The sequence below is a fragment of the Microbacterium sp. VKM Ac-2923 genome, assembly GCF_022815605.1.
Lineage (GTDB): Bacteria > Actinomycetota > Actinomycetes > Actinomycetales > Microbacteriaceae > Microbacterium.
On sequence record NZ_JALGRP010000002.1, the window covers coordinates 177,485 to 196,248 of the forward strand.

The 18,764-nt window shown below is 67.6% G+C and carries 20 protein-coding genes; 14 read left to right on the top strand and 6 right to left on the bottom strand.

Features of this window, described 5'->3' with window-relative positions; genetic code table 11:
- Positions 1–9: 9 nt before the first annotated feature.
- The 4 genes from MT347_RS04015 to MT347_RS04030 form a co-directional block, all read right to left on the bottom strand.
- Entirely contained in the window at positions 10–1,029 is a 1,020-nt protein-coding gene (locus MT347_RS04015; protein ID WP_243498313.1) for a glycosyltransferase, read from the bottom strand.
- Positions 1,026–2,129 (bottom strand): hypothetical protein, encoded by a 1,104-nt coding sequence (locus MT347_RS04020; RefSeq protein ID WP_243498315.1) that lies wholly within the window; start codon positions 2,127–2,129, stop codon positions 1,026–1,028. Before MT347_RS04020 ends, MT347_RS04015 begins: the two co-directional genes overlap by 4 nt.
- Positions 2,096–3,505: a Coenzyme F420 hydrogenase/dehydrogenase, beta subunit C-terminal domain gene (locus MT347_RS04025; RefSeq protein ID WP_243498317.1), complete on the bottom strand. Its 1,410-nt coding sequence runs from the start codon at positions 3,503–3,505 to the stop codon at positions 2,096–2,098. The genes MT347_RS04020 and MT347_RS04025 overlap by 34 nt, the downstream gene beginning before the upstream one ends.
- A gap of 252 nt (positions 3,506–3,757) precedes the next feature.
- Entirely contained in the window at positions 3,758–4,426 is a 669-nt protein-coding gene (locus MT347_RS04030; protein ID WP_243498319.1) for a CPBP family intramembrane glutamic endopeptidase, read from the bottom strand.
- Between the two features lie 199 nt (positions 4,427–4,625).
- Here MT347_RS04030 and MT347_RS04035 point away from each other — a divergent pair, with 199 nt between their 5' ends.
- From MT347_RS04035 to MT347_RS04060, 6 genes are all read left to right on the top strand, one after another.
- The gene (locus tag MT347_RS04035; protein ID WP_243498321.1) at positions 4,626–5,228 is read left to right on the top strand and encodes a low molecular weight phosphatase family protein; all 603 of its coding nucleotides are present in this window, start codon (positions 4,626–4,628) and stop codon (positions 5,226–5,228) included.
- Positions 5,229–5,406: 178 nt separating this feature from the next.
- Entirely contained in the window at positions 5,407–6,921 is a 1,515-nt protein-coding gene (locus tag MT347_RS04040; protein ID WP_243498323.1) for a polysaccharide biosynthesis tyrosine autokinase, read from the top strand.
- Positions 6,922–7,064: 143 nt separating this feature from the next.
- Positions 7,065–8,801: a DUF4012 domain-containing protein gene (locus tag MT347_RS04045; RefSeq protein WP_243498325.1), complete on the top strand. Its 1,737-nt coding sequence runs from the start codon at positions 7,065–7,067 to the stop codon at positions 8,799–8,801.
- A 218-nt stretch (positions 8,802–9,019) separates the two neighbouring features.
- Entirely contained in the window at positions 9,020–9,598 is a 579-nt protein-coding gene (locus tag MT347_RS04050; protein WP_243498327.1) for a hypothetical protein, read from the top strand.
- A gap of 120 nt (positions 9,599–9,718) precedes the next feature.
- On the top strand, positions 9,719–10,207 hold the full coding sequence (locus tag MT347_RS04055; protein WP_243498329.1) for a hypothetical protein: 489 nt from the start codon (positions 9,719–9,721) through the stop codon (positions 10,205–10,207).
- Positions 10,208–10,256: 49 nt separating this feature from the next.
- Entirely contained in the window at positions 10,257–11,174 is a 918-nt protein-coding gene (locus MT347_RS04060) for an SMP-30/gluconolactonase/LRE family protein (RefSeq protein WP_243498331.1), read from the top strand.
- Positions 11,175–11,340: 166 nt separating this feature from the next.
- Here the strand turns inward: MT347_RS04060 and MT347_RS04065 are convergent, their stop codons facing one another.
- Complete coding sequence (locus tag MT347_RS04065; protein WP_243498333.1) at positions 11,341–11,721, bottom strand: hypothetical protein; 381 nt, start codon at positions 11,719–11,721, stop codon at positions 11,341–11,343.
- A gap of 61 nt (positions 11,722–11,782) precedes the next feature.
- Between MT347_RS04065 and MT347_RS04070 the strand changes: the two genes are divergently transcribed.
- Positions 11,783–12,439, top strand: a complete 657-nt coding sequence (locus MT347_RS04070) for an SUMF1/EgtB/PvdO family nonheme iron enzyme (protein ID WP_243498335.1) — start codon at positions 11,783–11,785, stop codon at positions 12,437–12,439.
- A gap of 113 nt (positions 12,440–12,552) precedes the next feature.
- Here the strand turns inward: MT347_RS04070 and MT347_RS04075 are convergent, their stop codons facing one another.
- Positions 12,553–12,984, bottom strand: coding sequence for a MarR family transcriptional regulator (locus MT347_RS04075; RefSeq protein WP_308194200.1), 432 nt, complete (start codon positions 12,982–12,984; stop codon positions 12,553–12,555).
- A 111-nt stretch (positions 12,985–13,095) separates the two neighbouring features.
- Between MT347_RS04075 and idi the strand changes: the two genes are divergently transcribed.
- Genes idi through MT347_RS04110 form a run of 7 tightly spaced genes read left to right on the top strand, consistent with a single transcriptional unit; the run spans position 13,096 to position 18,707 of the window.
- On the top strand, positions 13,096–13,647 hold the full coding sequence (gene idi, locus MT347_RS04080) for an isopentenyl-diphosphate Delta-isomerase (protein ID WP_243498336.1): 552 nt from the start codon (positions 13,096–13,098) through the stop codon (positions 13,645–13,647).
- On the top strand, positions 13,644–14,714 hold the full coding sequence (locus MT347_RS04085; RefSeq protein WP_243498337.1) for a polyprenyl synthetase family protein: 1,071 nt from the start codon (positions 13,644–13,646) through the stop codon (positions 14,712–14,714). Before idi ends, MT347_RS04085 begins: the two co-directional genes overlap by 4 nt.
- The gene (locus MT347_RS04090; RefSeq protein WP_243498338.1) at positions 14,711–15,580 is read left to right on the top strand and encodes a squalene/phytoene synthase family protein; all 870 of its coding nucleotides are present in this window, start codon (positions 14,711–14,713) and stop codon (positions 15,578–15,580) included. The genes MT347_RS04085 and MT347_RS04090 overlap by 4 nt, the downstream gene beginning before the upstream one ends.
- Positions 15,577–17,133 (top strand): phytoene desaturase family protein, encoded by a 1,557-nt coding sequence (gene crtI, locus MT347_RS04095; RefSeq protein WP_243498339.1) that lies wholly within the window; start codon positions 15,577–15,579, stop codon positions 17,131–17,133. The genes MT347_RS04090 and crtI overlap by 4 nt, the downstream gene beginning before the upstream one ends.
- A 1-nt stretch (position 17,134) precedes the next feature.
- Entirely contained in the window at positions 17,135–17,467 is a 333-nt protein-coding gene (locus MT347_RS04100; RefSeq protein ID WP_243498340.1) for a lycopene cyclase domain-containing protein, read from the top strand.
- Positions 17,464–17,817 carry a lycopene cyclase domain-containing protein gene (locus MT347_RS04105; protein WP_243498341.1) on the top strand — a complete coding sequence of 118 codons (354 nt, stop codon included), beginning with the start codon at positions 17,464–17,466 and terminating at the stop codon, positions 17,815–17,817. Before MT347_RS04100 ends, MT347_RS04105 begins: the two co-directional genes overlap by 4 nt.
- Positions 17,814–18,707, top strand: coding sequence for a prenyltransferase (locus tag MT347_RS04110; RefSeq protein WP_243498342.1), 894 nt, complete (start codon positions 17,814–17,816; stop codon positions 18,705–18,707). Before MT347_RS04105 ends, MT347_RS04110 begins: the two co-directional genes overlap by 4 nt.
- Positions 18,708–18,764 lie beyond the last annotated feature (57 nt).

Genomic DNA, 18,764 nt, shown 5'->3' on the forward strand with positions numbered 1-18,764 from the left:
CGCTTCGAATCAACCCGCATCAGTTACACCCACCGTCCGCCGCCGCAGCGAGAAAGCGGCGAAGTACGTTCTCAGACTCAGCTTGATGAGGGCCGCCTGCGCGGCAAGACGCAGGCGCCTGCGCCCGGCCAAGACGGCCAGCTCCGACCACCGTACGAGCCGTCGACTGGGCGACGCTCGATGCAGCTGCTTCTGAAGGCGAGTTCCGGCGGACCTGCGCGCGAATTCGTTGACGACGGGAACGATGACATTCCGGTACTTGAACTCGATGAATGGGCCGTTCGCTTCCGAGGGTCCAGGTAACGTCGCGCGAACTTCGGTGGCGATGCGCAAGCAGGTCTCGAGGTCGCTCGAGTCGTACTCGTCGCTGTTCAGAATCGACCCGGGGTTCTGGAAGTAGACATATCGCGACACCGGAAGAGTCGCCACGGCCCTCGCCGCCGGAAGAATGCGGAGCATACCGCCGAGGTCGGAGTGCGCCCGCGTGGGCGGGAACGGATTCTCGCCCAACAGATCGCGTCGGAAGAGCTTGTTCCAAAGATGCCCCTGGAGGCGTCCGTCCAGGAGTCGGGTGAAGGCGACCGGGCCGGGGACGGTCTCCTCGATCGTCGCGTCGGTGATGAGACCCAGTCCGACGCCGTTCGGCGATCGCTTCGTCGCGTTGCAGACGACCACATCTGCGCCGGTCGTGCGTGCGCGCTCGTACATGTCGACGACGATGGTGGGGTCCCACGAATCGTCCGCATCCGTGAGCCAGACGTACGCTCCGGTGGCCACGGCAAGGGCCTGGTTACGTGCGTGCGCTACTCCACGTTGCCCGGCTGCCAGCACCGTCACCTCGCCCGGAAGTACGGCGCCCCACCCGTCGATGCGGAGGCGCGAGTCATCGACGGAATGGTCGTCGACGAGAATGAACTCGTAGTCGACACGCGTGTCCAGCGCTCGAAGATTCTCAAGCGTCCGATCGAGGTAGGAACCTGCGTTGTGAACAGGAACAATGACAGTGATCAGCGGCTTGGTGGCGTTCATCGGCCGGCGAGAGCTCGTTGGACCCGGCTCGTCAATCGGTCGTGCGCCCGCGCCGACTTTGTGACGACTTCTTCGTGTCGACCCACCTGAGCCGAGAGGAACTCCACTATGGCGGCCGTCGAGAGTCCGGCGACATCCAAGCTGAGTCCCTCGTACTCGATGGTGGCGAAATGCGTCCGAATCTTGGCTGCGGGCGCCGGTACGACCTCGACGGGCACGGCACCGGCCTTAGCCGCCAAGATCAGGACGTGGAGCCGGTCGCTCAGAACGTACGCGCAATCCTCGTACAACCGGCGGATCGCGTTCTCCTGGTCAAGATCGCTCCGATCTCCCCACGGAATGTACTCGGCGACGTCAGGGCCGAGCTGCGCGGCAACCTCCGCACAGCGCGCCTCGTCTTCATCCACCTGTGCCATCGTCACAATGCGCAGCCCCTGAGCCTTGGCGAATGTGGCGACGGCGGCAAGAGTCGCCGCCGTCGGGAGGGGACGCTTCCCCCGGAGCGTGATGAGAAGGCGATCGCGGCTTTCGAAGGGCGACCCGGCTGTGGCGGGCTCGGCGAAAGCGGTATCGGGCGTCAGCTCCCCCACGCGCATCCGCTCGAGCGACGGACGATCACGCCACAGCACAGTCTGCGAGATCCGTGCGCTGGCGCGATAGAACCATGCGGTAAGCGAGTCATACCCCCCGACCGCGCGTGGCGGACGGAAGATGTGCCCGCCCCGGAGACGCAGCAAGGCTGTGATGACCAGGAACATGATCTCGGACTTGAGATGTTCCCGACCCAGCGGGACCTCGCCAGGGTCCAACATGAGCAGGCGGCGACCACGTCCCAGCAGCAGACGGCGCAGCCACTCCCGTCGCTCTGCCGCACCATAGACAACCTCATCAGGCCGCATCTGGAGCTCTTCGACCCATCCAGCGGTCGTTCGGCCGACATAGGCGTGCACCCGTCCGAACGGCCGAGACCACTCAAGAACCCTCCGGCGGATCACTGCGTCGCCCAGGTTGCCACTCACGCCCGTCAGGATGACGAAGACTTCATGATCACGGGTCGTATCCACACTCATCTGTTCGAAACTTTCCGGATCAGCTTCCACGACTCGCGCTGAATCTTGTTGCGCACGCGAGTCACGAAGGTCATCTTGGTCTGACTTTGGTAGGAATCGATCAGCGGTTTGATCGCGTTGAGGTAGACGTTCAGGTCTCGGGCCTCCTTGGCGTCGGCGAATGCCGTCTGGCTGACCTCGGACAAATTCCGTCGATTCCTGATGAGTCCGACTCGTTCCTCCGATACGTGGTCGTAACCGGGCTTGACGCGCTTATCGGGCCGCCAACTGCCGTCTGCATCGTCGTCCGCCAAGCGCACGGCGAGCCCATCTCGCCGGTGCCGATAATTACCCGCCTGCGTCTTCGCGACACTGTCCGGGTCGAGTTCTTCAAGTGTGATCTGACCGACCTGAGCGCCCGCACGAAGGATCTCGTCGATGACCTCATTCCGGGTCACGACGACATTCGTGCCTCGCCAGTCGATCTCGTATTTGGAGAGCCATGCATCACCGAAGACGACGTCGGCGGTCTCGGCGAACACGTCGTCGCAGTAGTTGCAGGCGTTCAGCTGGAAGACGGCGTGGCCCCAACTGCCCCCGACAAGCGACAGCGTCTGCGCCTCTTCGAATCGATCCGAGCCCTTCGCGCGTGCTCCGAACTTGTACTGACGAGAGGTGAGCGACGGGTCTTTAATGCGAAAGTCAACGGTTTCGAGTTCGTCCGGTGCTATGCCGAGTTGCCAGGCGAAGGACTCGGGGTACGCCATCGTCTTCAGGTGGCCGCAGACGATCCCGAGGCAGAATGCGATCTGATCCCGCAGTGTCGAGTCCTGCTCGGTCACGTGGCGGAGAGCCTTGACCGCGCACGGGATGCCGATGAAGGCGTATCGGCGGCCATCGCCGCGAATCCCACGCAGCACTTCGTCGAAGGTCGCCGGGTAGTACTTCGACTTTCGTCCGTCTCGCAGTTCTCCGATGGTGGTGGACACGACGTAGCCGAACATCGGCTGTTCGACGTTCCCGACGTGGATGACTCCGTCGATGAGTCCTCGCTCCAGGAGTCGGGAAGCCGTCCAGCTCGTCAGCCCGCCTGAGCTACTGAACGGGATCTCGCCGTCGTCCGCGACACGGCCGGCGAAAAGCGAGCGATGGTGACCGATCCGGCCGTCTTTCGGCAGGTCGGGGAACAAGCGATGGGCGACCGTGTCCTCGTCTTCAGACTCATTCGTGAATGGGCAGACGCGGCTCGCCGTCGCGAGATCCGCCGGGGAAGCACCGGCGATGTCGGCCTCGTAGTACCCGCGTGGCCGGATGGTCACCGGGATTCGCCCACCCGTTGCGACACCGCACGCGCCGCATCCGACGCACATATTGCGCTCGATGACATTGACGATGCCCGGACGGGACGACGTTTCGGGAGTGGTCAACTGTGTCCTCGCTCAGATTTACGCGTAGAAGGTGGATGCAAGACGGCCGTGCGAGCTCCCGCTCGAAGATAGTGACACCGGAGCTCGGGAATCGACGAACCGTTCTCACCCTTGGACATTGAATACGACCCGAAGCGTCCGCTTCGTGGCTTTGTCTGAACGATAACAGGCGCGCGTCGCGTCGAAAGTCTCGGAGAGATGAACAGAGTATTTCTGCGGGCGAGCGGAGCCCCTTCCTTGACACAGACCGGCTCACCCGAGAGCCGTCCCGACGACAACCAGGACGAGGAAGGACACGTTGTAGACGAGATGCGCGAGCATCGCAGCCCACAGTCTTCCGGTCATGATGACCAACACCGCGGCCGCCGCTCCGACGAGGAAAAGCTGCAGCGCATCCGTCAGGGCCAACGGCGAGAAGAACGTGTGGAGCAAAACGAACCCGCCGGCGGATGAAAGAATCGCCGTCACACTCGCCGCCACGTAGCCCAAGCTGCGTCGGAAGATCTGGTAGACGGTGACAAGCACGACGGCGCGGAAAAAGAGCTCTTCGACGATGGGTCCGACGAGGGTCGTGGGAACCACCTGGACGGCCCACCCCCGGTACGCTTCTGAGCCTCCCTCGCCTGGGAGGACCGGAAAAGGCTTCGTGTCCGCCGCGCTCACCCACCCCTGCACAGCTCGGAGGGCGAGGCCAACTGCGACCCCCCAGAGGACATCAGTGCCGCGGAACCGGAAAAGACCCGCCGGTCGGCCCCGCACAAACGCGTAGATAACAGCCACGAGCAAGAATCCCCACAGCGACGCAATGCTCGCCGAGGCCGCCCACGCCACCTGGAACCTGCTGAGAACACCGGCCGCCATGACAGACAGGCCGCCCGCGACGAGAGCGACGGCGAGAACCTTGCCGTTCCATCGACGCACCGCCTGTCCCCCCTCGCGCCAGTCGATCCGTCTCCTGACGCGACGTCCACCCCCGTCAACGGCGCCCGAGGCTGTAGCCGCGCGCGCCGCCCCCTTACCCGCGTCATGTGAATGCGAGTCACTAAGCTGATCCGACACGTGGCAAAACTACCGCTCACCGCGCGAATGCGACGTCTGGCTCTCGACGAAATGGGTCATCGTGCTCGAAATTGTTGCTGTATGCACCGGCAATCTTTGCCGCTCGCCGTTGGCTGAACTCCTCCTTCGAACGCGCCTGTCGGACATGGGGGTTGCCCTGCGGAGCGTCGGAACTCGGACGCGAGACGGGATGCAGATGCCGCCAGAGGCCGCCGCTGTCGCTGCGGCAGGCGGGGTCGCCATCGAGCTCGTCGCCGCGCATCGCTCGCAGCGCATGCAACCGGAGCACATCCGCTCGGCCGACCTCATTCTGGCCATGGCTCGCGAGCATCGGCGAGAAGTGGTTGAGCTTGCCCCAGCCCGCGTGCGCAACACTTTCACGATTCGCGAACTAGGTCGTCTCTGCGCCGACATCACCGACGCAGACCTCCGTGCAGCCGCCACCTCGCACGCATCCGGAGGCGCCTCACCCCACCACAGGATCAGGGGGATGTTGGCGGCTGTTTCCGCTCGACGGGGCATGTCGCCACAGCCGGTGGGGCTGGATGAAGACGATGTCGTAGATCCGTTCCGTCACTCGGCGGCGACGTACCGACTCGCCGCCGAGCAGCTTACCCCCGGACTCGTTCACGTTGAACGACTGGTGCGACTCGCGCATTCGTAGCGCGCTTCGGTGGCGCGCGTTGCGGGCGGTTTCAAGACCATTGACTGCCCGTTCACTCGGCGATGAACTGAGGATAGTTTTGCGCCCCGTAAGCAAGTTCGAAACATTCCGTGTGCCAGACTGATGCCCTATTCTCATTCGGCCTCACAAGGCCGTCAGATCCTCTCCGAGAGGCACCATGGAGCTCAACGACTACGTCCGCACCCTCCGCAAGAATTGGCTCGTCATCGTCGTGCTCACTTTCCTCGGTCTCGGAGTAGCGACCGGCTACACCCTCACGCGCACTCCCACGTACGAGTCTGAGAGCACCGTCTTCGTTTCGACCCAGGTGGGGAGTACGGCCGCAGAACTGCAGCAGGGTTCGAGCTTCACCCAGGCGCGCATCAACACCTATGTCGGACTCGTCACGACTCCCGTCGTCCTCGACCCGGTGATCAGCACGCTGCGCCTGAATTCCACCGCGGCGACTCTGGGCGGGTCCATCGCCGCCTCCGCGGGGCAGAACTCAACTCTCATCACCGTGACGGCCACGGACACCAATGCGGTTCGCGCGGCCGACATCGCAAATGCTGTGGCCGCGAGCCTGTCTTCCGTGGTGCCGCAACTCGAGCCTGAGGCGGATGACGGCTCCAGCCCCGTGCGCCTGAGCCGAGTGCGGGACGCCGAGCCGGCGACACAGCCCGTGTCGCCCAACGTCACCATCAACCTGCTGCTGGGCACGATGGTCGGCCTCCTGCTCGGTGTGGGTATCGCTATCCTGCGCACGCGGCTCGACACGAAAGTCCGCACCCCTCGCGATGCCGAGGCGATCACCTCGGCACCCGGCATCGGAGCCATCGCCTTCGACGTCAGGGCGAAGGAGCGACCGCTCATTCTTCACGCTGACCCTCTCAGCCCGCGTGCAGAGTCTTTCCGCGCGCTTCGGACGAACCTGCAGTTCCTCGACATGGGGGGTCGCTCGAGCTTCGTTGTCACCAGCTCGGTGCAGAGCGAGGGAAAATCCACGACGACGATCAACCTGGCGATCGCTTTGGCGGACGCCGGCAAACGCGTGGCACTTCTCGACACCGATCTTCGCAAGCCGAAGGTCGCCGAGTACCTCGGCATCGAAGGCGGCGTCGGTTTGACCGATGTGTTGATCGGACGAGCCGATGTTCGTGACGTGATGCAGCCTTGGGGCGGTCGCAGTCTGTATGTGCTCCCCGCGGGCAAGATTCCGCCCAATCCGAGCGAGCTCCTCGGATCTCACCACATGGGGGCGTTGCTCGAGTCACTGGAGAACGCTTTCGACGTCGTCCTGTGCGACGCCCCTCCCCTCCTTCCGGTCACCGATGCCGCGATCCTTGCGCGGGTGACGAGCGGCGCGCTGATGGTCGTCGCCGCCGGCCGCACGACGCGCCATCAACTGACGGGGGCGACTGAAGCGCTCACCACGGTGGGCGCGAAGCTCGCCGGCTTCATCATGTCGATGGTGCCCACGCGCGGACCAGATTCGTACTACGCCGCATATGGATACGGCTACGGCTACGGCTACGGCTACAGGGAAGCGCCCGCCAAGGGCAGGTTCGGGCGGCGGGAACCACGGGTCGCGCGGCCGGATGGCGCCGCCGGTGCGAACGGTGGGCGGGAGGATTCGACCGGTACCAGCGCGGCTTCCCGCCGCACGGCGCGGAGCGTACGGCGGGAAGCGTGAACGAAACGCCCACCAGATCGGAGGGTCGGCGTCGCGAAGCAACGCGAACAGCTCAGGACCGCAACAAGACGTCGTCATCATTTCCCCTGGCGAATCGAAAAGCGGCGAGGATATCCGCGCTCGTCGTCGGGGCCCTGCTCATCGTGGCTGCTCTCCTGTCCGCGTGGGTGGGCGTGCGCGGCGCCCTGGCGTACCAGCACCTCTCGGCGATCCGCTCCCTCGCACCGACGGCCGCGGCATCCGTCACGTCCGATCCGAACCAGGCGACCCCTGCCCTCGAGCAGCTGGCCACGGAGGCGAGCGCGGCCCATGACCTGACGTCGGACCCCGTCTGGGCCATCGCGGCGAGCACCCCGTGGATCGGCCCGCAACTGGCGGCTTTCGCAACCGTCGCGTCCGCGTCGGACCGGCTGTTCGCCGACAGTCTTCTGCCGCTCGCCATCGCCGCGCGGGATGTCTCGCTCGATGACCTCCGTCCGCACGACGGCCGTCTCGACACCACGGCGCTGAGCACCCTGACCGCCCCCGCGCGGTCGGCCGCCGACGCGGCGACCGGCGCCGCGGCTGACGTCGACGCGATCGACCGGACGCCACTCGTCGGGGTGGTCGCGACCGCCGTTGACCAGGCCCGGTCGACCTACGACGCGGCGGCCAGCGCAATCGATGCCCTGCGGCGGGCGACAGAGCTGCTCCCCTCGATGTTGGGCCAGGACGGCCCCCGCACCTACTTGCTGCTCGTGCAGAACAACGCCGAGTGGCGCTCCCTCGGCGGCGTCTCCGGCACCGCCATCGAGCTCAGCGCTGATCACGGCGCCCTGTCGCTGGTCGAGACGCATTCCGCGACATCCCTGTCGCGGGGCATCTCGGGGCCCGTGGTCGAGCTTCCCTCCGATGTCCAGAAGATCTACGAGACACGACCTGCGCGGTACTTCCACAACCTCACGCAGATCCCGGACTTTCCGACGGACGGTCCTCTGGCGCGGGAGATGTACCGCCAGCAGACCGGGCGGGAGGTCGACGGGGTGATGGCCGTGGACCCGGTGGTGCTGTCGTATCTGCTCGAGGCCACCGGCCCGGTCGCACTGCCCGACGGCGAATCGCTCACGGGCGACAATGCCGTTCCCCTCCTGCTGGACGACACCTACCGGCGCTACGCGGATCCGGCCGCGCAGGACGCATTCTTCGCGGGCGCCACGGGGGCCGTCTTCGAGGCCCTCCGGGAGGGCCAGGGCTCCACGCCGGGGTTGATCGCCGCCCTCGCCCGAGGAGTCGAGGAACGCCGAGTGCTGGTGTGGGCGGCGGAGCCGACGGAACAATCCGTGATCGAGGGGACGACGCTCGCCGGGCAGCTGCCGGCGAGCAACGGACGAACCGCACGATTCGGCGTCTACCTCAACGACGGCACCGGATCGAAGATGAGCTACTACATCGCGCCGAAGGCCGACCTTCGCTGGGGATCCTGCCGAACCTCGGCGGACGCCTCCACGCGCGAGGTGACGCTGACCCTCACCCTGTCGAATACGGCTCCGGCGGACGCGTCGACCTCGCTGCCCGCCTACGTGACGGGCAACGGCGTGTACGGAACCGCGCCCGGCGTGGCCACCGTGGTCACCGACGTCTATCTTCCCGAGGGGTGGACCCCGGTCACGACGACGACCTCGTCCGGCACCGAGTTCACGCGTTCGACCCTCGATGGGCGCGAGGTCCTCACCGTCGGCGCAACCGTGGCACCCCAGGCGACGGCTCAGATCGAGATCACCGCGACGGCCGTCTCGACGGCAACCGAAGCCGAAGCCCTCCTCACTCCCACGGCGGACTCGACCCTGAGCCCCACCGTTCGGGCCGCGTGCACGGGCGCGGCGGGCGCCGTTCTGCGGTGACGCCGGTGGGCGGTCAGGGCCGTCCGCGGACGCGATCCCGAAAATTAATGTCGCGGAAATGCTTTCAGCTTGCGTCCATGAACCGCCTAAGCAATACTCAGGATGGTCTTTCAGTCAGTACATTCCCGCATCATTGTTGTCCTCCCCTTGCGTCGTTACGGGATAGCACGAACGCGGACCACCTATCCCTGGTTGCCCGAATTCGAAAGCAGACCTTCATGAAACTCACCCTCGCAAAAGCCGGCGCCTCGCTCGCCCTCGCCGGCGCACTCCTCGTCGCGACCCCCGTGGTCGCCCAGGCATACGTCCCCACCGCCCCCGGTTCGCAGACCATCACGGTCACGGAAGACGGCTCGTACGGCTTCGCCGGATACGAAGCCGGCTCGCAGGTCACCTTCACCCTCGTGGGCGTGGGCGTCACCGGCGCCAACATCGCCACCGCGGGTCAGCAGGTGACCGCCGCCTCGGTCACCAAGACCGCTGACGCGTCCGGATCCGCCGCGGCCGACGTCACCCTTCCCGACCCGCAGGTGGGCTCGTACAGCCTCACCGCCTCGGGCCCCCTCGCGTCCGGCGGCGGTGCGTCCGGCGGCGGCGCATCGGTCGGCGGCGGCACGAGCGGCGGCGGCACGACGAACGCCGGCGGTAGCGCCGGCGGAAGCGACTCGCTGGCTGTGACGGGTATGGACGCGAACTCGCTCCTCGGCTTCTGGGTCGGCGGTGGCGCCCTCGTCCTCGCCGGCGCGACGGTCGCCGTTGCCGCGACGGCCCGCCGCAACCGCCGCAGCAAGGCCTGACGCGCCAAGCGTCCTTGGAGGGCGTCGCCGACGAGAGTCGGTGGCGCCCTTCGGCGTTGTTCCGGGCGGCCCGTCCGTCAACCCTTCACCCGTGAGCGGTTTCGCAGATTGACTGGTCGCATGCACACGACCACCACCGCACCTCTCGATGACGATGGCCGCGTCGCCGACAGTCCGCCGACGCTGCCCTTCGTGCACATGTGGACCGGGCTCGACGGGAGGAGCCGACTCGACGAGTCGATCATGCGCGGCTTCGGCCTGCAGAGCGTCGGAGGCGGGGCTGACCCGCAATGGATGCGTCCTTTCCCGGGTGAGGTCTCCGCGGTGGTCTTCGCCGTGCTCCCCACCGGCTGGGTCGGGGACTGGCATCCATCTCCCCATCCTCAGTGGGTCATTCCGCTGCGCGGGCGCTGGTTCCTCGCGACGCAAGATGGCGCGCGGGTCGAGATGGGCCCTGGAGACATCCATTTCGGACAGGACGTCGAAACCGACGAGATCGACAGCGACCGCGGGCATCTCTCGGGCACAGTGGGCGACGAACCCTGCTGGCAGATGCTCGTGCAGTTCACCTCCTCCCCTGGCGCCCCGACACGGCATCCGTTCGGGTGAAGACGTCAACCCGCTCTTCACGCCGACGCCGGTCCGTTTGACTGGCGGAATGCCCCTCCCCCTCGACGGTCAGATCCTCCAGGCCCCCCGCTCCCCCGAGCCCGTCGACATCGCGCCGCCGCGCGTCTGGGACGAACGCCTCGCCGCCGTCCTCCCGCCGACATCGCGCCTGCTCTCGCTCTACGCCGACGCCACCTGGGCCGAAGGCCCCGTGTGGTGGCCCGAGGAACGATCCCTCGTCTTCAGCGACGTGATCGGACGCCGCACCCTGGCCTGGCGTGAGGACGGCAGCATCGTCACCGTCCGCGACCGCTCGAACTTCGCCAACGGCAACGCGATGGATGCCGAGGGCCGTCTGGTCCAGGCCGAGCACGGCCGGCGCGGCATCAGCCGCACTGACGCGAACGGCACCGAGCTGCTGGTCGACGCCTTCGAAGGCGAACCGCTGAACTCGCCGAACGACCTCGTGGTGGCATCCGATGGGGCGATCTGGTTCACCGATCCGACGTACGGGATCTCGGACCCGCGCGAGGGGTACCCGGCGAACCCGGCACTGCCCCACCAGAGCGTGTACCGGTGGCGCAGCGGTGCGGGTCTCCAGCGCATGGTCGACCTCGATCAACCCAACGGTTTGGCCTTCAGCCGCGACGAGCGCACCCTTTACGTCGCGGAGTCGAACTCCGAGGGACTCCCCCGGGTCGTGGCCTGCGACTGGGACGGCGAGACGCTCGGATCGCCGCGCTTCTTCGCCGGGGTGGATGCCGGCATCCCCGACGGCTTCGTCGTCGACAGCCGCGAGTGGCTGTGGATCTCGAGCGAGGCCGGCGTGGTCATCGTCGACGAGACGGGACGACGCCTCGGTGTCATCCCGACCCCGCACGTCGTCAGCAACTGCACCTTCGACGCGGACGAGAAGCGGCTGTTCGTCACCGGCGACAGCGACCTGTGGATGGTGCAGCTGGCGTAGCCGGGGAGACGGGATCGGCCGTCGCCCGGCGAAAATTCTCGTCCGCCGTCAAGTCGGCGACACCGACGTCGACGCAGGAGTTTCTCAAGGAAGCGACGGAATCGCAAGATCACCCAAGGAAATCCCGAAGCACCTTATCCGCCCTGTGGGGTCCACGTAACGTCGGTCACGTGACCCGCTCCACCCCGGAGGTTTCGGGGTTGCAGGACAGGGTCGAGGAGAGAAACACGATGAACATTTCCACGCGCATGCGAAACGGCGTCAACACGTTCCTGTACGGCAGCACCGCGGTCCGCTGCGAGAACTGCGGCGACACCGTCCCGTCCCACCGGGCCGTGTGGCGCGGATCGCGGTCGTACTGCTCCGCGGTCCACGAGCACGCCGACCTCGACACCGAAACTGTTCGCACACCCGTCTCCGCGTCACAGGCGCCGAGCGGCGCGAGTGTGCGAGCGAATGCGGAACTCGTCTGCTCCTGACGAAAACACCGCGGGGCGTTGACGCCACCCCGGACCCACCGCGGAAAATGTGCGTCACGCTTGGTCATTGAGCCTTCACGTCGCCGCCCGGCGCGCTGGAGCTCCCTGACCGAGGAATGGTGAGCACCGTTGACAGACGTCGAGATGGCATCCATCCCCGCCGGCCGCGTGCTGCGCGGCGACCAGCGAGGCGCGGAGCGCCGCGAGATCGTCGTCGAGGCTTTCGAGATCGGCGTCTACCCCGTCACCGAGGAGCAGCTCGCCGAACTCCTCGGCATCCCGTCACGTGATCCCCGGCGTCCGGCGACGCAGATCAGCTGGCTCCGCGCGATCCGCCTGTGCAACGCCCTGAGCGAGTGGGAGGGGCTCGATCCGGTGTATTCGTACGACGGTGAGGTCGTCGCGACGGATGCCGAAGCCGACGGCTTCCGTCTGCCCACCGAGGACGAGTGGGAGTACGCGTGCCGCGCCGGCTCCACCTCCTCCGCGTACGGCCCCATTCGCGAGGTGGCCTGGACCGCCTCGGACGGCGTCGGACACCCGTCGGAGGTGGGAGCCCGTCTGCCGAACCTGCACGGGTTGTTCGACACTCTCGGCAACGTCTGGGAGTGGTGCATGGATCCATACGATGCGGCGGGCGGCGACGACTCCCGGGTATTCCGGGGCGGGGGCTGGTCGGATGCCCCGGCACTCGTACGCGCGAGCGCGCGTCGCGGTGGGCGGCCACGCGACGCATTCGACGACGTCGGCGTGCGCGTCGCGCGGGGTGCGGTCGCTCAGCTGTAGAACAGGCGGGATCCGGACTCTTCGACAGGCTCAGGGACGTCCGGGCAGGCAGGCGGGCGGGAAGAAGCACCCGGCCCGGCGTCAGGCTCGGGGTCATCCGCCGACGGGGGCGATCAGTCCTGCGTCGTCAGGGCCTCGGTCAGTTCGTCCATGAAGCGGGTCACCGTCGCCAGCTGCGCGTCGTCGAAACGATCGGCGATCCCGCGCATGGCTCCGAGATGCACACCGAAGTGCCGGAAGAACTCCCGACGGGACTTCTCGGTGAGCACCACCACCCGCGCGCGACCGTCGGAGGGGTGGGGCCGACGCTCGAGGTGACCCGACGCCACGAGGCGGTCGATGAGCTTCGTCGTCGAGGCCGTCGAGATCCGCAGATGCGTCGCCACATCGTGCGGGCTGACCATCTGCCCTCGATGCTCGCGAATGGTGAGCATGCGCAGCGTCGCGAGGTCGCTGGCGTTCATGTCCATGTCGCCCTTCATGCCGCTGTGCATGCGATCCAGGGCGTCACTGAGCGTCTGAATGGCGCGCAGCGACCGGGTCACGGACGAGCGACTATCAAAGGTCGACGCAGGGCTTGTCACGGTGGACACCCTCTTTCCGGCTGGGTATAGTCAGGCTCACATCGCTAGCTAAACTAGCAAACGGGAGGCACGATGAGCGAGACCGAATATGTCGTCCTCCTGGACGACTTCGGAGGCGAGACCGGCACCGCGCCCAAGGCGAGTGTGCACGGAACCGACACACCTCTGCACCTCGCCTTCTCGTGCCACGTGATCAACAGCGACGGCCAGGTGCTCGTCACCCGCCGCGCGCTGCACAAGAAGACGTGGCCAGGAGTGTGGACGAACTCGTTCTGCGGCCACCCCGCGCCCGGAGAACCGATCGCAGCCGCCGTTCACCGTCGCGCCGACTTCGAGGTCGGGCTGCGGGTGGGCGACCTGGAGCTCGCCCTGCCGCACTTCCGCTACCGCGCCGTCGACGCCAGCGGCATCGTCGAGCACGAGATCTGCCCGGTGTACGTCGCCCGCACCGACGCCGAACCTCGGCCCAACCCCGATGAGGTGGCCGAATACCGCTGGGTCGACCCCCTCGACCTCGCCGCCTCGATCGCCGCCACTCCCTGGGCTTTCAGCCCCTGGCTCGTGCTGCAGGCTGAACAACTTCACCTGTTCAACGCTCCGCTCGCCGCGAGGAGAGCATCGTGATCGTCGCGGTCCCCTCCGCCCCCACCGCTCGGCAGGAGATCGAGGACGCGATCGACACGGCCCTCGAACGTCTGGAGTACCGCGTCGTCCCGCTCGGCGACGGCGCCCGCGCACTGGCATCCGCGATCCGGCGCGCGGCCTCCGGAGGCAAGCGCTTCCGCCCCCTGCTCGTCGCCGCCGCCTACGACACCCTCGACGGCGACGGCGTGGCCCTCTCGGCACTCTGGCAGGTGGCAGCGGCCTTCGAACTGCTGCACACCGCGTTCGTCGTGCACGACGACGTCATCGACCACGACCTCGAGCGACGCGGCATCCCGAACATCGGCGGCGAGTTCCGCCAGCGCGGTCTCGAGAAGGGCGCCGACGAAGACGGAGCCGCCCTGCTCGGCAACGCCGCGGGCATCCTGGCCGGCGACATGCTGCTGCACGAGGCGGGCCGCCTCGTCGCTCTCGCCGATGTGCCGGCCGGCATGCGCGCCGAGCTGCTGCGCCTCGTCGAAGAGGCGGTCATCGTCTCGGCCGCGGGAGAACTGGCCGACGTCGAGAACGCGGTCTCCGCGGGCGACGTCGACGCGATGACCGTGCTCAAGGCCACGCGCGACAAGACGGCCGTGTATTCGTTCTCGGCGCCACTGCAAGCCGGAGCCGTCATGGCCGGCGCGAGTGAGGCGTCGCTCCACGCCCTCGAACGCTTCGGCGAGCGTCTCGGCTTGGCCTACCAACTCATCGACGACCTCATCGGCGCGTTCGGCACCCCCGCCGTCTCGGGCAAAGACGAGGGATGCGACCTCCGCGAGGCGAAGAAGACGCACCTCATCTCCCTCGCCCGCGAGACCGCCGACTGGCCCGAGGTGAGTCAGGCGCTCGCTCAGGCCCACACCGGACCGGTCGCGATCCGTGCCGCGCAGGCCGCGCTGGCGGCATCCGGTGCACGCAAGGCCCTCGAGCGGATGGTCTACGAGACGCTCGAAGAAGCGACGATGATCGTCGAAGGCGCCACCCTTCCGTCGGGGTGCAAATCCATGCTGCTCGACCTCGTCGACACCGTGGCGGAGCGCGTTCCGTGAGCCCCGCCCACACGGGACTCGAACTCTATTCGCAGACGGCCGACGACGCCGCGGCCGCCGTCATCAATCGGTACTCCACGTCGTTCGGCGTGGCGACCCGGCTGCTCGGCGCCCGGCCCCGCCCGCACGTGCGGAACATCTACGCCCTGGTGCGCGTCGCCGACGAGATCGTCGACGGCCCCGCCCACGACGCCGGCCTCTCCCCCGAGCGCGAACGCGCCGTCCTCGACGGTCTCGAGACCGAGGTGATGGATGCCATCTCCTCCGGATTCAGCGCCAACCTCGTCGTGCACGCGTTCGCCCGGACCGCGCGCGAATGCGGCATCGGCGCCGACCTGATCGCCCCGTTCTTCGCCTCGATGCGCACCGACATCGACACCGCCGCCCACGACGACCTCTCGCACGACGAGTACGTCTACGGCTCGGCGGAGGTCGTCGGGCTGATGTGCCTGCAGGTGTTCCTCAACGCCGGGATGTCGGCCCCCGCCCGCCCCGCGGCCGACCTCGTCGACGGCGCCCGGCGACTGGGGGCGGCGTTCCAAGACGTGAACTTCCTCCGCGATCTCGCCGACGACGCCGACCGCCTCGGCCGCGACTACCTCGACGGCGCGGCCGACGACGACCGACGCATCGCGGTGCTCGACCGGATCGACGCCGACCTCGTCTCCGCGGCATCCGTCATCCCGCACCTGCCGCCCGACTGCCGCGCCGCCGTCACCACCGCGCACGACCTGTTCGCCGAGCTGTCGCGCCGCCTTCGCTCCTCTCCCGCCGGCGCCCCGCGCGTCCGCGTCCCCGACGGTGTCAAAGCCACCCTCGCCGCCCGCGCCCTCCTCGGGCGTCCTCCGAAAGGTTCCCGCTCATGAGCGCCCAGCGCATCGTCGTCGTCGGAGGCGGGATCGCCGGCCTCGGCACCGCGGCCCTGCTCGCCGACCGCGGACACGACGTCCAGCTCTTCGAGGCCCGTGACGCCCTGGGCGGTCGCGCAGGTTCGTGGGAGAGCGACGGCTTCCGCTTCGACACCGGCCCCAGCTGGTACCTCATGCCCGAGGTCTTCGACCACTTCTTCCGGCTGCTCGGCACGAGCGCCGCGGAGCAGCTGGACCTGGTGCGTCTCGACCCCGCGTACCGCGTCTACGGCCCTCCCGGGAAGGGCGACCCGATCGACATCGTCTCGGGACGCGAGGCCGTACGCGCCCTCTTCGAGGAGCACGAGCCGGGCTCGGGCGACAACATCGACGCCTACCTCGACTCCGCCAAAGACGCCTACGAGCTGTCGACGTCGAAGTTCTTGTACGACCCGTACTCGTCCACGAAGGGGCTGCGGGACCCGGCGCTCGTGAAGCGCCTCCCCACCCTCATCCCGCTGCTCACCCGCACCCTGTGGAAACGCGTGACGACGGACTTCACGAACAAGAGGCTGCAGCAGATCCTCGCCTACCCGGCGGTGTTCCTCGGCGGCTCGCCCTTCGAGGTGCCGAGCCTGTACCACCTGATGAGCCATCTCGACCTGGGCGACGGCGTGCTGTACCCCAAGGGCGGCATGACCGAGATCATCTCGGCGATCGAGAAGCTGGCGCGCGAACGCGGCGTCCGCATCGAGACGTCGACCCCGGTGGATGCCATCATCACCGAGTCGGGCACCGCCCGTGGCGTGCGCCTGGCCGACGGGCGGGTCATCTCGGCGGATGCCGTGGTCTCGGGCGCCGACCTGCACCACACCGAGAACGACCTGCTCGAAGAGAAGGACCGCCAGTACCCCGAGAAGTGGTGGAAGGACAAGGTTCCGAGTCCCGGTGCCCTGCTGCTGCTGCTCGGTGTCAAGGGCGAGCTCCCCCAGCTCACCCACCACACGCTGCTGTTCACCGACGACTGGCACACGAACTTCGACGCCATCTTCGGGGCGGACAAGAAGATCCCCGATCCGGCGTCGATCTACATCTGCCGACCGAGCGCCTCGGACGACTCGGTGGCGCCCGAGGGCCACGAGAACCTCTTCGTGCTCGTCCCCGTGCCCGCCGACCCCGAGAGCGGACGCGGCGGCGTCTCGGGCGCCGGTGATGCGCGCATCGAGGAGGCCGCGGACCGCGTCATCGCGCAGATCGCCGGGTGGACCGGCATCCCGGATCTCGCCGAGCGCATCGTCGTGCGCCGCACGATCGCGCCCGAGGACTTCGCGAACGACCTGCACGCGTGGCACGGCAACTCCCTCGGCCTCGCGCACACGCTGACCCAGAGCGCGATCTTCCGACCGAAGAACCGCTCGCGCAAGGTGCGCAACCTGTACTACGCGGGAACCTCGGTGCTGCCGGGCATCGGGCTGCCGATGTGCCTCATCTCGGCCGAGCTCGTGGTCAAGCGTCTGACGGGCGACACCACCGCCGGTCCTCTCGCAGAGCCCGTGCACGCGGCGGTCTGAGGTGCCGGGGATCTACCTCGGCGCGATCCTCTTCTCCCTGGCCGGCATGATCGCGATCGATGTGAAGTACTCGCTGGCGTTGCGCGTCGCGCCGGTCCGCACGACGGCGGCGGTACTGGTGTCGACACTGTTCTTCCTCGCGTGGGACCTCGTGGGCATCGCCACCGGCGTCTTCGTCAAGGGCGACAGTCCGCTTCTCATCGGCGTGACCCTCGCCCCGCACCTCCCCCTCGAGGAGATCTTCTTCCTGGTGTTCCTGAGCTACCTCGCCATCGTCCTGTACGCCGTGTTCCAGCGGCGGGCGGCGGCGCGACGCCTGCGGGAGCCCGCGTGACCTACCCGCTGATCGTCGCCCCCTTCATGATCGTCACCCTGCTGGTGACCCTCGCGACGCGACAGCATCCGCGCTTCGCCGAGCGGATGGCATCCTCGGGTCTCACCGCCCTCGTGCTGGTCGGGCTCACCCTGGTGTTCGACAACCTCATGATCGCCGCCGACCTGTTCTCGTATCCCGACGAACATCTGAGCGGATGGAAGCTGGGCCTCGCCCCGATCGAGGACTTCGCCTATCCCTTGTGCGCCGCGTTCCTCGTGCCGGCACTGTTCACCCTCTTCTCGCCGCGCAACCCGCGCCCGGCGGACTCCCCGACCTCGCCGCGTTCGTCTCGGAAGGGCACCGCATGACCTCCCCCGCCGCCCTGACTCCCGGCCGCGTACTGCGCGAACTGTTCGTGTCGTCTCGACCGGTGAGCTGGATCAACACGGCCTTCCCCTTCGCCGCCGCGTACCTGCTCACCACCCGGCAGATCGACGTGCCGCTGATCGTGGGCATCGTGTTCTTCCTCGTGCCGTACAACCTCGCGATGTACGGCGTGAACGACGTGTTCGACTACGAGTCCGACCTGCGGAACCCCCGCAAGGGCGGCACGCACGGCGCCGTGCTCGACAAGCGCATGCACCCGATCACGCTGTGGGCCTCCGCGCTGTCGTGCGTGCCGTTCGTGGTGTATCTGGTGATCGTCGGGTCGCCGCTGTCGTGGCTCGTGCTGGCGCTCAGCCTGTTCTTCGTGGTGTTCTACTCCGCCCCGCCGCTGCGGTTGAAGGAGCGGCCGTTCGCGGACTCGATGACCAGCAGCATCCACTTCTTCTCGCCCGCCGTGTACGGTCTCGTGCTCGCCGGCGCCGTCTGGACTCCGCAGCTCGTATTCGTGCTCGTCGCCTTCGCGCTGTGGGGCATCGCCTCGCACGCGTTCGGTGCCGTGCAGGACGTCGAGGCCGACCGCGCCGCCGACATCTCGTCGATCGCGACCGCCCGCGGAGCGCGGTGGACCGTGCGCTTCGCCCTGGTCGCCTACGCCCTGGCCGGCGTCGCGATGCTGTTCACCGCGTGGCCCGGCCCGCTCGCGGCGGTGCTCGTGATCCCGTACCTGGTGGTGTGCTGGCCCTATCGAAACGTGACGGATGCCGAGAGCGACCGCGCCACCGCCGGATGGAACCGCTTCCTCTGGCTGAACCAGATCGCCGGGTTCGGCACGACGATGCTGCTGATCTGGTGGTGGTTCCTGACCGCGTGACCCGGCGCGCACCGCGCCGGCATGGGGTCGCAGGTGTGGGGCCTGTCGTTGGGGTGA